Origin of the sequence: Streptomyces sp. NPDC127038, assembly GCF_042725875.1 — a bacterium.
GTDB lineage: Bacteria > Actinomycetota > Actinomycetes > Streptomycetales > Streptomycetaceae > Streptomyces.
In genome coordinates this window covers 16,725-32,111 of sequence record NZ_JBHXDQ010000004.1, presented here as the reverse complement: position 1 = coordinate 32,111, position 15,387 = coordinate 16,725, and the positions used below count along the sequence as shown (strand labels likewise).

General features: G+C 73.2%; 12 protein-coding genes. 6 read left to right on the top strand and 6 right to left on the bottom strand.

From position 1 onward, the window contains the following. Positions 1–106: 106 nt before the first annotated feature. Positions 107–2,542 (top strand): SpoIIE family protein phosphatase, encoded by a 2,436-nt coding sequence (locus ACFWI4_RS04210; protein ID WP_387190802.1) that lies wholly within the window; start codon positions 107–109, stop codon positions 2,540–2,542. Positions 2,543–2,554: 12 nt separating this feature from the next. Beyond that, positions 2,555–3,064, top strand: a complete 510-nt coding sequence (locus tag ACFWI4_RS04205) for a metallophosphoesterase family protein (RefSeq protein WP_387190800.1) — start codon at positions 2,555–2,557, stop codon at positions 3,062–3,064. Positions 3,065–3,107: 43 nt separating this feature from the next. On the opposite strand, the gene ACFWI4_RS04200 is transcribed toward ACFWI4_RS04205, so the two are convergent. Then, positions 3,108–4,454 (bottom strand): XdhC family protein, encoded by a 1,347-nt coding sequence (locus ACFWI4_RS04200; RefSeq protein ID WP_387190798.1) that lies wholly within the window; start codon positions 4,452–4,454, stop codon positions 3,108–3,110. 197 nt (positions 4,455–4,651) lie between these two features. On the opposite strand from ACFWI4_RS04200, the gene ACFWI4_RS04195 reads away from it, so the two are divergent. After that, positions 4,652–6,520, top strand: coding sequence for a cellulase family glycosylhydrolase (locus ACFWI4_RS04195; RefSeq protein WP_387190796.1), 1,869 nt, complete (start codon positions 4,652–4,654; stop codon positions 6,518–6,520). Between the two features lie 7 nt (positions 6,521–6,527). Here the strand turns inward: ACFWI4_RS04195 and ACFWI4_RS04190 are convergent, their stop codons facing one another. Then, positions 6,528–7,787 (bottom strand): YncE family protein, encoded by a 1,260-nt coding sequence (locus tag ACFWI4_RS04190; protein WP_385407799.1) that lies wholly within the window; start codon positions 7,785–7,787, stop codon positions 6,528–6,530. Positions 7,788–8,006: 219 nt separating this feature from the next. On the opposite strand from ACFWI4_RS04190, the gene ACFWI4_RS04185 reads away from it, so the two are divergent. Beyond that, positions 8,007–8,678: a TetR/AcrR family transcriptional regulator gene (locus tag ACFWI4_RS04185; protein WP_387190794.1), complete on the top strand. Its 672-nt coding sequence runs from the start codon at positions 8,007–8,009 to the stop codon at positions 8,676–8,678. A gap of 160 nt (positions 8,679–8,838) precedes the next feature. On the opposite strand, the gene ACFWI4_RS04180 is transcribed toward ACFWI4_RS04185, so the two are convergent. Continuing rightward, positions 8,839–10,083 (bottom strand): glycosyltransferase, encoded by a 1,245-nt coding sequence (locus ACFWI4_RS04180; protein WP_387191181.1) that lies wholly within the window; start codon positions 10,081–10,083, stop codon positions 8,839–8,841. A gap of 190 nt (positions 10,084–10,273) precedes the next feature. On the opposite strand from ACFWI4_RS04180, the gene ACFWI4_RS04175 reads away from it, so the two are divergent. Continuing rightward, on the top strand, positions 10,274–11,266 hold the full coding sequence (locus tag ACFWI4_RS04175; protein WP_387190791.1) for a polyprenyl synthetase family protein: 993 nt from the start codon (positions 10,274–10,276) through the stop codon (positions 11,264–11,266). Between the two features lie 382 nt (positions 11,267–11,648). Here the strand turns inward: ACFWI4_RS04175 and ACFWI4_RS04170 are convergent, their stop codons facing one another. Beyond that, on the bottom strand, positions 11,649–12,014 hold the full coding sequence (locus ACFWI4_RS04170; RefSeq protein WP_387190789.1) for a nuclear transport factor 2 family protein: 366 nt from the start codon (positions 12,012–12,014) through the stop codon (positions 11,649–11,651). A 188-nt stretch (positions 12,015–12,202) separates the two neighbouring features. Here ACFWI4_RS04170 and ACFWI4_RS04165 point away from each other — a divergent pair, with 188 nt between their 5' ends. Then, complete coding sequence (locus ACFWI4_RS04165; RefSeq protein WP_385407788.1) at positions 12,203–12,499, top strand: hypothetical protein; 297 nt, start codon at positions 12,203–12,205, stop codon at positions 12,497–12,499. 39 nt (positions 12,500–12,538) lie between these two features. On the opposite strand, the gene ACFWI4_RS04160 is transcribed toward ACFWI4_RS04165, so the two are convergent. Together ACFWI4_RS04160 and ACFWI4_RS04155 are read right to left on the bottom strand one after the other, a co-directional pair. Further along, a complete protein-coding gene (locus tag ACFWI4_RS04160) occupies positions 12,539–13,423 on the bottom strand; it encodes a helix-turn-helix transcriptional regulator (RefSeq protein ID WP_387190786.1) in 885 nt (294 codons plus the stop codon). Positions 13,424–13,605: 182 nt separating this feature from the next. Next, complete coding sequence (locus ACFWI4_RS04155) at positions 13,606–15,360, bottom strand: ABC transporter ATP-binding protein (protein ID WP_387190783.1); 1,755 nt, start codon at positions 15,358–15,360, stop codon at positions 13,606–13,608. Positions 15,361–15,387 lie beyond the last annotated feature (27 nt).

Below are 15,387 nucleotides of genomic sequence, written 5' to 3'. Positions count from 1 at the left end.
CGATTTCGTTCGATCGGCCGCCCCGCACGGGCTGCACCCCAGGCCCGACGCGTTCGGAACGGTCACAGGGGCTGCGCCCGAGCCTGGGAAGCGCTGTAATGACGGCGTGGTCAGTGAGGGTGCTGCGGAACGCGGATCGAGATCGTCGCGTGCCGAACTTGCCCTGAAGACACTCACCGCGGATCTCGACCCGCGCGAACGGCTGCACCGCCTGCTGGAACAGGCACTCGTCTTCACCGGTGCGACCGTCGCCGCCGTGTACTCACCGAGCCCGAGCGGCGGTGAACTGCACCTGGCCGAGTCCGCGGGGGTGCCCAGGACGCTGTACGGGCTCCGCGACAGCTACCCCCTGCCCGGCGGCTCCCCGGCGGCCGAGGCCCTGCGCACCGGACAGCCCTGCTGGCTCGGACCCGAGGAGCTCGCCCACTGCGCCGACGCCCGGCGGCTGTCCTCCCAGGACTTCACCCTGGCCGTGCTGCCCCTGCGGGAAGGGAACGGCTGCCTGGTCGCCGTCAGTGAGAGCCCCGACGGATTCGGCGCCGAGGACCGCGTCTGCCTCGGGATGCTCGCCGAGGCCGTCGTCTGCCCGCCCGCGCCCCCGCCCGACGACACCGCGGCACTGCCCGCCAGCTCGTTCAGCCTCGCCATGGACACCGGACACGTCGAGGTCGACCACGAGGTGCTCGAACTCTTCGGACTGTCCCCCACCGCCTTCGACGGCAAGGTCGAGACCCTGCTGTCCATGGCCGTCCCGGAGGACCTCCCGGCCCTGATGTCCGCCGTGGAACCGGACCACATGTCCGTCGGGGACCGCGAACTGGAGTTCCGCATCCTCCAGCCGTCCGGCGGACACCTGTGGCTCCGGCTGCGCGCCCGTCTGCTGCCCGCCGCCGAGGGCCGCCCCGCGCGGCTCGTGGGAACCGTCTTCGACGCCTCCAAGCTGCGCTCCGGGGTCAGCGACGTGGGCCGCGTCCAGCGGCTCGCCGCCTCCCTCGCCACCGCCGGCACCGTCCGCGACGTCGGCCAGGCCGTCGTCGCCGCCCTGCGCAAACCCCTCCAGGCCGACCGGATCGCCGTCGCCGAGCTGGAGGGCGACCGCCTCGTCGTCACTCTCCTGGACCCGCCGCAGCCGGAGTTCTGGCCGGAACTGTGGCGCAGCGAATGGCGCTCGGAGTGGCCCGACGCCCCCGTCCGGTCCATGCCCACGCTGGCGGCCGCCCTGAGCGAGGGCAGGCCCGCCATCTGGCCCGCGGGCGCTGACCTGGAACCCGCGCTCTCCGAGGTCGGCCCCGGTGGCCTCGCCGTCCTGCCGCTGCCGGCGGGCGGCCGTATGGCGGGCGCCTGTCTGATCGGCTGGGACACCCCGCACGAGTTCGCCCCCGAGGAGCGGGCCCTGCTCACCGCCTCGGCCGGCCTCGCCGGACAGGCCCTGGTGCGTGCCCACGCCTTCGACGCCGAGCACGAACTGATCGGCATGCTCCAGCGGACCCTGCTCCCGCGCAGACTGCCCCGGCTGCCCGGAGCGGTCGCCGTCGCCCGCTATCTGCCCACCACGTCCGGCCTGGACGTCGGCGGCGACTGGTACGACGTGATCCCGCTGCCCGACAACCACGTGGCCCTCGTCATCGGCGACGTCCAGGGGCACAACGCCTCGGCAGCCACCGTCATGGGCCAGATGCGCACCGCCCTGCGCGCCTACGCCGTCGAGGGCCACCCGCCCGACGTGGTCGTCTCGCACGCCAACCGGCTCCTGCTCGATCTGGAGACCGACCTCTTCGCCACCTGCTGCTATGTCGACATCGACATGGAGGAGGGGGCCGCCTGGTATGTGCGCGCCGGACACATCCCGCCCGTGCTGCGCCACCCCGACGGCCGAACCGAGGTCCCCGAGTCGGAGACCGGGCCGCCCCTCGGCGTCATCCGGCAGACCGAATTCCCCATGAGCCCGCTGCGGCTCCAGCCCGGCACCATCGTCGCGCTGACCACCGACGGCCTGGTCGAGTCCGTCGAGCTCGACATCGAGGACGGCCTGCGACGCCTCGCCGAGGGCCTGGCAGGATCCGACCCCGCCGAGCTCGGGCTCGTCGCCGACGAACTGCTCACCAGCGCCAACCGCAGCGACGACGTGGCCCTGCTTCTGATGCGCTACGACGGCATGGAGGTCCTGCCGCTGCGCGAGAGCTGGACCGTCTGGCGGGTCCCCGAGGCCGTCCGCCACGCCCGCCGCTACACCCGGCGCGCCCTGCGCAGCTGGGGCGTCACCGAGTACACGGACGCCGCCCTGCTGATCGTCTCCGAACTCGTCACCAACGCCCTGGTGCACACCGACGGCCAGGTCAGGCTCGACCTCACCCTCGTCAACCACCGCCTGCGCATCGCGGTCGCCGACAACTCGCCCCGCACGCCGATCAAGCCCACCAGCATCGGCTGGGAGGCCACCGGCGGCCGTGGCGTACTGCTCGTCGAGGCGATGTCGGCGACCTGGGGCACGGTGCCGGTGAGCGGCGGGAAGCAGGTCTGGAGCGAGATCGCGCTCGACTGACGAGGTGAAGCGTTGCGTCTGCTGATCATGTCCGACACCCATCTGCCCGCCCGGGCCAGGGAACTCCCCGCCCCGCTGCTGGCCGAGCTGCCCTCGGCCGACGTCGTCGTCCACGCGGGGGACTGGGTGGACACCGCCACCCTCGACCTCCTGGAGGCCCGCTCCCGACGGCTCCTCGGCGTGTACGGCAACAACGACGGCCCCGGTCTGCGGGCCCGGCTCCCCGAGACCGCCCGCGCCGAACTCGGCGGGCTGCGCTTCGGCGTCGTCCACGAGACCGGCGGCGCGCAGGGCCGTGAACAGCGCTGCGCCCGGCGCTTCCCCGACCTCGACGTCCTGGTCTTCGGACACAGCCACATCCCCTGGGACAGCACGGCGCCCGGCGGTCTGCGGCTGCTCAACCCCGGCTCGCCGACGGACCGCCGCCGCGAGCCGTACTGCACGTACATGACGGCGACGGTGACCGGGGACGGCGGGCTCGCCGAGGTGACCTTGCACCGGCTGCCCCCGCGCACGGGCTGACCCGGCGGTCCTGCCGCCGGCCCAAGGGCTCGTGTCCGGCGGGTCACCGGGGATGGATCGCCCCGCCGCGCGAGGTCAGGGGCACTCCGCTGCCGCCCCGCCGCACCGCGACGATCTCCGCCGCGACGGACACGGCCACCTCCTCGGGCGTACGGGCTCCGAGGTCGAGGCCGACGGGGGAGCGCAGCCGGGACAGCGCGCTCCGCGGCACGCCGGCCGCGCGCAGCCGCTCCAGACGGTCCTCGTGGGTACGGCGGCTGCCCATCGCCCCGATGTACGCCGCCGGGCGGCGCAGCGCCTCCACCAGCAGGGGCACGTCGAACTTGGGGTCGTGGGTCAGGACGCAGACCACCGTGTGCTCGTCGGTCGTCGTGCCGCTCAGATAGCGGTGCGGCCAGTCGACCACGACCTCCACGTCCTCGGGGAACCGTCTCGGAGTGGCGAAGGCGGGGCGGGCGTCGCACACCGTGACCCGGTAGCCGAGGAAGCCGCCGACGCGGGCCACGGCGGCCGCGTGGTCGATCGCGCCGAAGACCAGCATGCGGGGCGGCGGCGCGAAGGAGTGCAGGAACACGGTGACGCCGTCCGCCCCGTAGTGACGGATCCCCGTGAAGCCCCGCCCGGCCCCGCCGCGCACGTCCGCCACGACGTCCCGGTCCAGCCCGCCCACCCCGAGCGAACCGACCGAACCGGGCCACGCGTCGCCCGGACCCCCGGGGCCGACAGGGCGGGGAGGACCGGGCACGGCGTCGCCCGCTTCCGCGTCTCCCGCCGGTCCTGCCGGTCCTCCGTGTCCTGCCGGTCCTGCCGGTCCTCCGTGTCCTGCCGGTCCTGCTGGTCCTCCGTGCCCTGCCGGTCCTGCTGGTCCTGCTGGTCCTGCCGGTCCCGCCGGGCGCGGCGAGCCCGGAGGCGTGTCGCCCGGGTCGGGCGGAGGGTGTACCCGGTCGTTCCCGGGGCCCGGAGCCGGCAGCACGGCCAGCGTCGCTCCCCGTGGCGCCGGGCCGTCGAGCACCGTCGCCAGGGTCACCGGGAGGTCCGCCGCCACCGACCCGGCCACCGCCGGGAACACCGGGTCGTCGGCCGCCGACACCCGGCGGACCAGCACCGTGATCTCTCCTCCGCAGGTCAGCCCCGCGGCGAAGGCGCCGTCGTCGTCCCCGAACGTCTCCAGACGGGCCCCGCCCGAGACGATCACCTCGCGGGCCAGTTCGAGGACCGCTCCCTCGACGCAGCCGCCCGACACACTGCCCACGACCTCGTCGTCCGGACCCACCGCCATGGCCGCGCCCGGGTCGCGGGGCGCGCTGCCGCCGACCGCCACCACCGTGGCCAGCCCGAAGGGCGATCCGGCCGCGTACCACCGGGACAGCGCGGGGAGGATGTCGCGCATCGTCCGCTCCTCTCGCCGCGGGTCCCGCCACCCGGTGACCCGGCCGTCCTGGAGGGCCGGATCCCGGTCACCTCCAAGGATCCGCCCCGCGCGGAGATTCCGTCGGGCGCACCCGTGGGCGAGGGCGGTGAAACGAGAAACTTACTCATGAGTCAGAGGTGTTGACGCCTCCCGGTACCGGCAGGACTGTTGTGTACATGACGAAGTTGCGTGCGCGTCTGCTCGGCGTCCTCGTACTCCTCACCGGTTTCCTCACGGCGGCCGGCACCCGGCCCGCCGCCGCGGACGGACTCCCCGACTCCCTCTGGTTCGACCAGCCCGCGGCCGCCGCCCTCACGGTCGCGAACGGCCGGCTCACCGACGGCCTCGGCCGTGAGGTCGTCCTGCGCGGCTACAACGTCTCCGGCGAGACCAAGCTGGAGGAGAACGGCGGACTGCCCTTCGCCACGGTCGCCGACGCGGCGAAGTCCGCGACGGCGCTCCGCGCCCTGGGCGGCGGCAACTCCGTGCGCTTCCTGCTCTCCTGGGCCCACGCCGAGCCGGTCCGCGGCCAGGTCGACACCGCCTATCTCGCCGCGGTCACCGACCAGATGCGGGCGTTCCTCGACGCGGGGATCCGTGTCCTCCCCGACTTCCACCAGGACCTCTACTCCCGGTACCTGTTCAACACGGGCAGCTGGTACTCCGGCGACGGTGCCCCCAAGTGGGCCGTGACCGCGGGCGGTTACCCCCAGGAGTCGTGCGGCATCTGCCTCTTCTGGGGCCAGAACATCACCCAGAACAACGCCGTGAAGGCCGCGCAGTACGACTTCTGGCACAACTCCTACGGGCTCCAGGACGCCTTCCTGGTTACGGCCGGGACCGCCATGACCTACCTCGCCCAGCACCTCACCACCGCCGAGTTCGCGGGCCTCGCCGGCTTCGACCCGTACAACGAGCCCTACGCGGGCAGTTACGACACGGGCCAGACCAGCCGCACCTGGGAACGCGACCTGCTCTGGCCCTTCTACGGGAGGTTCCGGGCCCGGATGGACGCGGCCGGCTGGCAGGACAAGCCCGCCTTCGTGGAGCCCAACCTCTTCTGGAACGCGAACATCAGCTCCCAGAAGCAGGAGGGCGGACTGCTCGACGCGGGCACGCTCGGCCCGCGCTACGTCCTCAACACCCACTTCTACGACCAGAAGGCCATCTCGGGCGTCCTCATGTGGGGCAAGGCGGGAGACGGCCAGTACTCCGGCGACTTCGGCGCGGTGCGGGACCGGGCCGCCGCGGCCGGGACGGCGGCCGTCGTCTCCGAGTTCGGCCACCCGCTCTCCGGCACGGTCTCGGACAAGGCGCCCACCGTCGACAAGGCCATGTACCAGGCCCTCGACTCCCGTCTCTCCGGCGCCGCTTGGTGGTCCTCGGCGGCCTCGTCCGGACCGGTCCTCTCGGGCACCCAGTGGCAGTGGGACCTCTACAGCGGCCGCCACCACGAGCTGATGAACGACAACCCGGGGAAAGTCCTGACCTCGGGCGACGCCTGGAACGACGAGGACATGTCCGCCGTGCGCCTCGACGACTCGGGCACGCCCGTGCTGCGCCAGGACGCCAGGCTCCTCGACCGCCTCTATCCCTCGGCCACCGCGGGCTCCACCCTCGCCTTCACCTACGAGGACCGCTCCCGCGACGGCTCCACCACGCTGACCTGGAACCCGGTCCCCTCGACCCTGCCGCAGGTCTCCCAGCTGGTGGGTACGGGGCAGTACGGGCTGCTCGTCTGGCGCTCCGACGGCGGCACCGCCCCGACGGACCTCCATCTCCCGGCCTCCTTCCCGACGGCGGCCACGACGGTGGTGTCCGACCTCGGGGCGACGGTCTCCCCGCCCGCCTACACCCCGGCCACGCCCGTCGCCGTGGCTCCCGAGCCGGGCGGCACCGGAAGCCGCCGCCTCCTGCTCACCGCGTCCGGCCCGGGAACCGTGCACTTCGCGCTGGTCACGAACGGGGCGAGCGCCCCGTCCGCCGCCCTGCTGAGCGGGGCCCGGACGGAACTCGCCGCCTGGGCCGCCGCGCGCTTCGGCTGAGAGGACGTCAGCCGCCGCTGGTGCCGGTCCAGTTCGCCTCCACATGGCCGAGCCGGACCCGCTGGGGGTGGTCGCCGACCGGCACCGACACCGTCTTCAGTCCCGTCTCGAAGTCGATCGCGGTGACCTGGTCGGCGCCGCTCTCGGAGACGACGCAGTCCTTGCCGTCCCCGCTCACGGTGGCCCAGTACGGCTTGGAGGCGGGGACCAGCGGTCCCTCCTGGAGGGTCGCGCGGTCGACGACCGTGGCGTAGTCGTCCATCGTCCCGGCGACACACAGCTTGGTGCCCGAGGGGTTCATCGAAATGCCGTGGTGGCGCGAGTCGTTGACCCAGGTCGTGCGGTCGCTGCTGGTGGCGGGGTTCTTCGGGAGGGTCTTGACCCGGGTGATCCTGTCTGTGGCCACGTCGTACTCCAGGAATCCGTTGAAGAACGACACCTGGAAGTACAGCTTGGACTCGTCGGGGGAGAAGACGGCCGGACGGACGGCGTCGGAGAAGTCCCTGAGACCGATCGCGTCGAGGCGCTGGCGCATGTCGATCACCTTGACCTGCTTGAAGGTGGCCGCGTCGACGACCGTGATCTTCCGGTCGCCCTTCGTCCAGTCCAGCCAGGGGTCGTCGAGGGCGGTGGTGACGTCGCCGATGGCCATGTTCCAGATGTACTTGCCGTCGCGGGTGAAGATGTTCTCGTGCGGCTTGTCGCCGGTGGCGAACGACCCGAGCTGCGCGCCGGTCGCGATGTCGAGCACGTGGACGGTGTTCGCGGTGGACGCCGACACCGCGACCCGGGTGCCGTCGGGCGACACGGCCATGTGGTCGGAACGGTAACCCGCCACGGGGAAACGCCAGTTGATCCGGCCGGTGGCGAGGTCGATCGAGACGACGTCGGCGAAGCTCGGGCGCGAGACCACCACCGACCTGCCGTCCGGGGTGGAGTACATGTCGTCGACGAACTGGTCGTGTCCCTCGCCGACACCGTTGCGGATGCCCATGAAGTACGCCCACTTGATCGGATCGGCGTTGATCGCGGCGAGCCGCTCGGCCTTGTCCGGGATGACGTCGATCCGGCCGACCTTCGCGAAGTCGCCGGAGGACCTGATGACGTCCGCGGTGCCGTCCCAGTTGTTGCCGACGAACATCACCTCCCGCAGATCGGTGGCCGGGGCCCGCTCGCCGACGGCGGAGGCGGCGGTCGCCGTCCCGCCGAGGGTGAGCGTGAGGGCGGCGGCGAGCGTGCACACGTGTCTGGCTCCGAGGACGGACATGGGGGGTCCTTGTCGTAGAGGCGATTGATGGCGAGCGAGCGCGTCGATGTCGAGGTGGTGATGTCAAAGGCATGACAAGTAGAAATCTGAACACGCCCGCTTTCAAAGTGCACTTACTGGAAAGTAAGGACTCGGGGAGCCTCTTCACAAGAGGCGGTGCACGAGAAAATCGCCGGACGGGCGAACACCGGTTCGCGCCGGCGTCGAGCGGAGGTGCGCGTGGCGGGCAGACTCAGACAGCCCACCGGGCGGTACGGCGGCAGGACGGCCGAGGAACGGCAGGCGGAGCGCCGCCGCCGCTTCCTCGACGCCGGGCTCCAGCTGTTCGGCGCCGGACCCGGGTACCGCTCGACGACGGTCGCGGCCCTCAGCGAGACGGCGGGACTGTCCACGCGCCAGTTCTACGAGGCCTTCCGCGGCCTGGAGGACGTACTGGCGGCCCTCCACCTCCAGGTGAACGACTGGGCGGAGCAGGCCGCTCTGGACGCGCTCGCCGGGGCCCGCGACCTCCCGCTCGCCGAGCGGGCCACCGCCCTCTTCCGCGCCTACGCCGCGAACGTGACGAGTGATCCGCGCCGTATCCGCATCACCTTCGTCGAGATCATCGGCGTGAGCCCCCGACTCGAGGAGCAGCGGCTCGCGCGACGGGCCCGCTGGGTGGAGTTCATCTGCGCCGAGGCGGCGGCCGCCGTCGCCCGCGGGGAGGCGGAGCCGCGCGACCACCGGCTGGCCGCCACCGCCTTCATCGGCAGCGTGAACGGCCTGCTCCACGACTGGAACGCCGGGTGGGTGGACGCGACCCTGGACGAGGTGGTGGAGGAACTGGTCCGCCAGCTCCTCGCCATTCTGCGCCCGGTCGGCCGGGGCACCGACGGGACCACGGGCCCGTAGGCCCGCGGGACCGGGACCGGGACCGGGACCGGGAGCCTGCGAGCCCGGCAGAAGGTCGGTCCCACCGGAACGGGTCGCCTTCGCCGGAGCCGGGTCCCCGGGGGCGGCCCGGGTGCCGGAGCCCGGTGCTCGGGGGCTCCCGGGTGTGGGCGCCGGGTTGTCAGGGGCGCCCCCGGTGCCCGAGCCGGGCCAGTGCCCCGGCGACGGGCGTCACGCCGTCCTCCGCGCGCAGGCGGTCCGCCAGCCCTCCGGCGGCGCGCCGGAACGAGGGATCCGTGGTCGCCCGGACCAGGGCCGGCGCCAGCCGTTCGGCCCGCAGACCCCGGAGGGACAGGCTGCCGGGCGCGACCCCGAGCGCCACGAGCCGCGCCGCCCAGAAGCCCTCGTCGAACTGGACCGGCACGGGCACGGCGGGGACCCCGGCCCGCAGCCCCGCCGCCGTCGTACCGGCCCCGGCGTGGTGCACGACCGCCGCCATCCGGGGGAACAGGACGGAGTGCGGCACCTCGCCGACCGTGAACATGTCGTCGCCGGTCGCGCGCAGCTCGCCCCAGCCCCGCTGGATCACCCCGCGCAGCCCCGCCGAGCGCAGGGCCCGCACGATCTCGCCGCTCAGCCGGCCGGGATCGGGCACGGTGGCGCTGCCCAGACCCACGTAGACCGGGGCCGGGCCCGCGTCCAGGAAGTCCGCCAGCGCCGGGGGGAGCCGGGCGTCCGCACCGTCGTACGGCCACCAGTAGCCGCGGACGTCGAGTCCCTTCCGCCAGTCCCGCGGCCGGGGCACCACCAGGGGGCTGAACCCGTGGTGCACCGGCCAGGCGCTCCGCTCCCGGGCGCGACGGGCCGCGGCCGGACCCAGGCGCGGCAGGCCGAACTGCCCGCGCAGGTCCCGCACCGTCCGGGCGAAGACCCGCTCGACGGCCAGGTTCACCCCGTACCCGGCGGCCCGGTTGACGGCGGGACCCCAGGAGCGGACGCCGGCCACGGGAGGCGTGAACTCCCTCGTCGGGGCGAGCGGCTGGAGGTGGACCCCCATGCTGGGCAGCCCCAGCACCTCGGCGACGCAGTGGCCGAGCGGGCCCAGCGAACCGGACACCAGCAGGACGTCGCTGGACCGGGCCGCCGTGATCATGTCGCCGGCCAGCCGTCCCGCGAGCGAGCGGGCCAGTTCCGCGAGCCGGAGGATCTTGCCGGCGCCGGTGGAGCTCCGGTGCAGCCGCCGCCCGCGCCCGGACTCCAGTTCGGCGCGCGGATCGACGGGCAGCGCGTGGAAGCCCACTCCCGAGCCCGCCACCAGGTCCGCGAAGCAGCCGTGGGTCACCAGGGTGACCTCGTACCCCGCCCGCACCAGACCGTGGCCGAGACCGGTGAACGGCGCCACGTCGCCCCGCGAACCCGCGGTCATGATCGCTACTCGCACGTGGGTCAGTATGGCGGCGGTCCCCGCCCGTCGACCCCGCGCTTCACCGGGGGAACGGGTTCCCCAAGAAACCGGCCATGGCGCAAAGTTGCTCTGGCTCGCCATCATGGCGAATGATCGAATCGGTGCTCGAACAAGTGAGTGGTGGGGGTGGGCTGTGCGAGCGAACTCGTACATGGATCTGCATCGGGAGATGTCCGCGGACATCGAGGCCGAGCGGAAACACGCGCTCGACCTGCTGGGCCCGTCGGCCGCGTCCGTCCGGGCCGCCGTCGCCGAACTCCTGGAACACCGGACCTTCGCCTACCCCCACTCCGTGCTGCCGCTGATCGTCCACGCCGTGGAGACCGGGGCGCCCGGACCGGCCGTTCCCCTGGCCGTCGTCCACGAGCTGTGGTGGACCTCCGCGTGCTTCCTCGACGACCTCGCCGACGGCCAGGCCGTCCTCGCCGCCGGCGGTCTGCGCGAGAGCGAGGCCCTGCTGGCCACGGTCATCGGCGGAATACCCCTTCCCCTGCTCGTCGTTCAGTCGCCGCGGATCCCCGGGGAGGCGCACGGCCCGCTGTCGGCCGAGATCGTGCGGTGCTGGATCGGCGCCACCGAGGGCCAGTTGAGGGATCTCCGCGCGGACGTGGACACCGCCACCCGCGAGGCCGTGGTCACGGCCTACCTCGGGAAGTCCGGAGCTCCGTACAGCATGGTCACCGCCATGGCCGCGCGGCTGGCCGGCCTCGGGGACGAAAGGGTCGAGCTCTGGCGGGAGTTCGGCAACGTCTTCGGCGTCCTGTGGCAGCTGTTCAACGACCAGCAGGACATCCTGACCGGCCGCAACGAGGACCTCGCGAACGGCACGGTGACCTATCTGCTGGCGTGCGCGGTGGAGAGCGCCGGCCGCGAGGCCGCGGGTCACGTCCTCGAACTGCACGCTGCCGCACGCCGTTCGCCCGACGCGGCGGCGGCGCTCACCGACCTCCTCCTCGCACCGGACGCGCTGCGCCGCTACGAGGAGGGCATCACCGTCTTCCGCGACCGGGCGCACGGCCTGCTCCACGAACTCGGGGGCGACGCGGGCTATTCGGCGCTGCTGCACGATCTCGTGGACCGGGCCTCGCCGATGCTGCTGCGGGCGCCGGAACCCGTCTCCGGAGCCGTTCCGACCCAGCTCTGAAGGCGGTTCGGCCCAACGCGGGGCCGGCTCCCCGGTTCGGACGCCGGTTCGGAGGTTCAGGAGGCCGGCTCCGCGGTCCCGGAGCCCGGCTCGGGCGGTCCTTGACGCCGGCCCTGCGGTCCCGCGAGCCGGTCCCGCGAGCCGGACCGCGCGGGTCACCGTGGCCGGATCCGCAGCCTTCGCGTGGTACGGGAAGCCGGCGGGCGGGGACGCGAACGGGCGGTCCGCAGCAGCGAGTCCAGCAGGGAGGCGGACACCCGCAGCCCCGCCGCGGACACCGTCCGTCGCCGGGACCGGGCCGGACGCGACCGGCCCATCGCGGCGCCGGCCGAGAAGGTCCAGGTCACACGCGATGTGACCTGGACCTTCGGCCAGTTCCTCCCTACTCGTCCCATGCCTGTACCAGTGTCTGCTCGACGATCTTGCCGTCGCGCAAGGACATCATCGACGTGCTCATCACCCGCACCCCGTCCGCGTACACGCACGTCTCGGTGTAGGCGACGTGGTCGCCCTGGACGACGCACTGGTCCATCGTGTGCGTCATGTCCCGGCTGTAGACGTCCTCGAGCATCTCGGCGATCTCGGCACGGCCGTGCTTGACCATCGGATGGCTCGGCTGGGTGTTGCGGTCCACGATGCGCAGTTCCGCGTCGTCCGCGTAGAGCGACAGCAGATCTGCCGCACTGTGTCCTTCAATGCCCCGGCGCAGCGCCTCGGTGTCGAAGGCGGGGGTTGTCGCCGTGCCCATGGGTGACCTCCTCAGGGCGTGTCCTCCTCAGGAAGGCGTGGGCCGGTCACGAGCCGACCGCGAAACGCCTCGGTATCGAGCCTCCTCCGCCTCGCGGCCCACGGCAAACGCAGCCGCACTGTGAGCCTCTCGGGTGAGCGGGGGCGGCGGACCGTGTCCGCCGCGGGGCGCGCGGCGTTGCTGATTGCATGATCTCAACACGACGTATCGTCGCCGCCGTTGGTCTCGCCGTCGGTGTCACGGGGCTCGCCGCGCCGATGGCGACGGCCGCGGGCTCCGAGGCCCACGACGCCGGGAAGCTGAACCCCGTCACCACGCTCGACTCGCTGGCCACGAGCGAGCTCCCCGCCGCCGCGCAGGCCCAGCTCCCGCGGCCCTCCACCCAGCTCGCCGGCCTGAACCGGCTGAACGACCTGAACCAGCTGCACCAGGTGACCGACCTGGCCGCCCCGGTGACCGGCCTGCTCCCGGGCATCCAGGGCTAGCGGGCCCCGAAGGGCGAAAGCCGAAAGCCGAGAACCGGATCAGTCCACCCGTCCGCGGACCGCCGTGCGGAACGCGATGGGTGGCTGCCCGGCCCGCTGGTGGAAGTACTTGGCGAAGTTCGTGGCGCTGGAGAACCCCAGCCCGTCGGCGATACGGGCGGCGGCCAGGTCGGTGTGGGCGAGCAGCCGCTTGGCCTCCAGGATCACCCGGCGGTCGATGAACTCCTTGGCGCCGATCCCCGCCGCTTCGAGGGCGGCCCGGGAAAGGGTGCGGGCCGAGTAGCCGAGGGTGAGGGCGTAGTCGTCCACCCGGCGGGTGTGCGCGAAGTCCCGCTCGACGGTCGCCCGGAACCGAAGAAAGGTTTCGCTGGGCGGGGTGGTCCGGGAGTCGGACCCGTCCGGATGCGCCAGACGCAGGACCAGCGCCTCCAGCAGATGACGCAGTACCGCTCCGTGCGCGTCGAGGGGCAGCCGCCCCGGTGACCGGAACTCGTGCTCCAGATGCGCGGCGGCCACCCGCAGCGAGGCGGCGGCCTCGCCTCCCGGCGTGCGCAGCACCCGGGCGTGCGGATCGTCGAGCCGGGCCGCACGGACGGTGGCCGCTCCCGGGAAGTCCCGCTCGAAGGCGATCAGCGTCCCCTCGGCCCGGGCGAGGTCGCCCCACTGCACCACCTGCCCCGGGCGCGTCCACAGCCAGGAGTCCCGTCCGACGTCGTGGCCGGTGAAGTCCACCGTCTGGCACAGCGTGCCGGAGGCCAGCGTCAGTATCTGGTGGAAGGCGGGGCGCTGCGGCGCGCCGAGATCGGTGCCTCGGGCGCGCAGCGCTGCCAGCGAGATCACTTCCAGGCCGGCGGGGGTTCCGGCGGGGGCCGGGAAGATGATCCCGGGGACGGCCTGCCCGGCCGCGTGTCGGTTGTTGACCATGATCAGTCGCCTGTGGATCGGGTGGGGCGTGACTCGCCGCCCGGGACGGGGCCGACCGTGCGCGGACGGCCGTCCCCGTGGCGGAAAGAAGGCATCACCCTAGAGGAGAGCAGGGCCCTCGCCAAGGAACCGCGGGTTTCCGTGACGTGGCACGCCGCCCGGCCGCGACCACGCCGCCCCGGTCATCCCGCGGTCGCGAGGAACTGGGTGGCGGCCAGTTCGGCGTACAGCGCGTCCGCTGAGACGAGTTCGCGGTGGGTGCCGACCGCTCGGACACGGCCCGCGTCCATCACGACGATGCGGTCGGCCGAGGTGACGGTGGACAGGCGGTGCGCGACCACCAGCACCGTGGTCGTACGGGCCACATCGGCCACCGTGTCACGCAGCGCGGCCTCGTTGACGGCGTCGAGCTGCGAGGTGGCCTCGTCGAGGAGCAGTAGCCGGGGGCGGCGCAGCAGGGCCCGCGCGATGGCGACGCGCTGGCGTTCGCCGCCGGACAGCTTGGTGCCGCGATGGCCGACGAGCGTGTCCAGGCCGCCGGGCAGCCGCTCCACGAGGCCGTCGAGGCGGGTGGTCCTCAGCACCCGGGCCAGCTCGCCCTCGCCGGCGTCCGGGTTGCCGAGCAGCAGGTTGTCGCGCAGGGAGCCCGAGAGCACCGGCGCGTCCTGTTCCACGTAGCCGATGGAGGACCGGAGCCTGGGCAGCTCCCAGTCGCCGAGCGCGAGGCCGTCCACGCTGATGACGCCCGCCTCGGGCTCGTAGAACCGTTCGATGAGCGAGAACACGGTGGTCTTGCCCGCGCCGGACGGGCCGACGAACGCGGTCAGGCCGCGGGCGGGGACGCTGAACGTCACACCGCGGTGGATGTAGGGCAGGTCGTCGGCGTAGCGGAAGCGGACGTCCTCGAAGGCGAGCGCCGCCGGTTCCGCGCCGGGCGCCGGCAGCGGCGCGGGCAGGGCGGCGGGCTCGGCGGGCAGTCGCAGGGCCTCCTGGATACGGGCGAGCGCGGCGGCGCCGGTCTGGTACTGCGTGACCGCGCCGACCACCTGCTGGATCGGGGACATCAGATAGAACACGTACAGCAGGAAGGCGACCAGGGTGCCGACGTGGATGGCGCCGGTGGCGACCCGGGCGCCGCCCACCGCGAGGACCGTGATGAAGGCGGTCTGCATCGCCAGTCCGGCCGTGTTGCCCGCGGCGGCCGACCACTTGGCCGCCCGTACGCTCTGCCGCCAGGACTCCTCGGCGGCCTCGTGGACGCTCAGCTCCTCACGGTGCTCGGCACCCGACGCCTTGATCGTCCGCAGCGCGCCGAGGGTCCGCTCCAGCGAGGCCCCCATCGCCCCGACGGCGTCCTGGGCGCGCCTGCTCGCCCGGTTGATGCGGGGCAGGATCAGACCGAGGACCGTGCCCGCGCACAGCACCACGCCCAGCGTGACACCGAGCAGCACCAGGTCGACCAGGCCCATCATCACCACCGTCGCGACGAGGGTGAGGCCGCCGGTGCCGAGGCCGACCAGGGAATCGGTCGTGACCTCGCGCAGCAGGGTGGTGTCGGAGGTGATGCGCGCCATCAGGTCGCCCGGCTCGCTGCGGTCCACGGCGGGTATGCGCAGCCGCAGCAGATACGAGGAGAGCGTGCGCCGCGCGCCCAGCACCACCGACTCCGCGGTGCGCCGCAGCACGTACGAACCCAGCGCCCCCAGGGCCGCGTTGGTCACCACGAGGACCGCCATGCCGAGCAGGGCGTGTCCGATCGACTTGTCGTGCGAGAGGTCGTCGATGAGCCCGCGCGCCACCAGCGGCAGCATCAGCCCGGTGGCACCGGTCGTCAGCGCCAGCAGCGCGCCCGCGAACAGGGCCCGGCGGTGCGGTCGTACGTACCCGAGCAGCAGGCGCCACGCGGGCACCTCGGGCACGGTCTCGGTCAGGCTCACGGTGCTCCTTGCGGGAGTTGGGGCGGG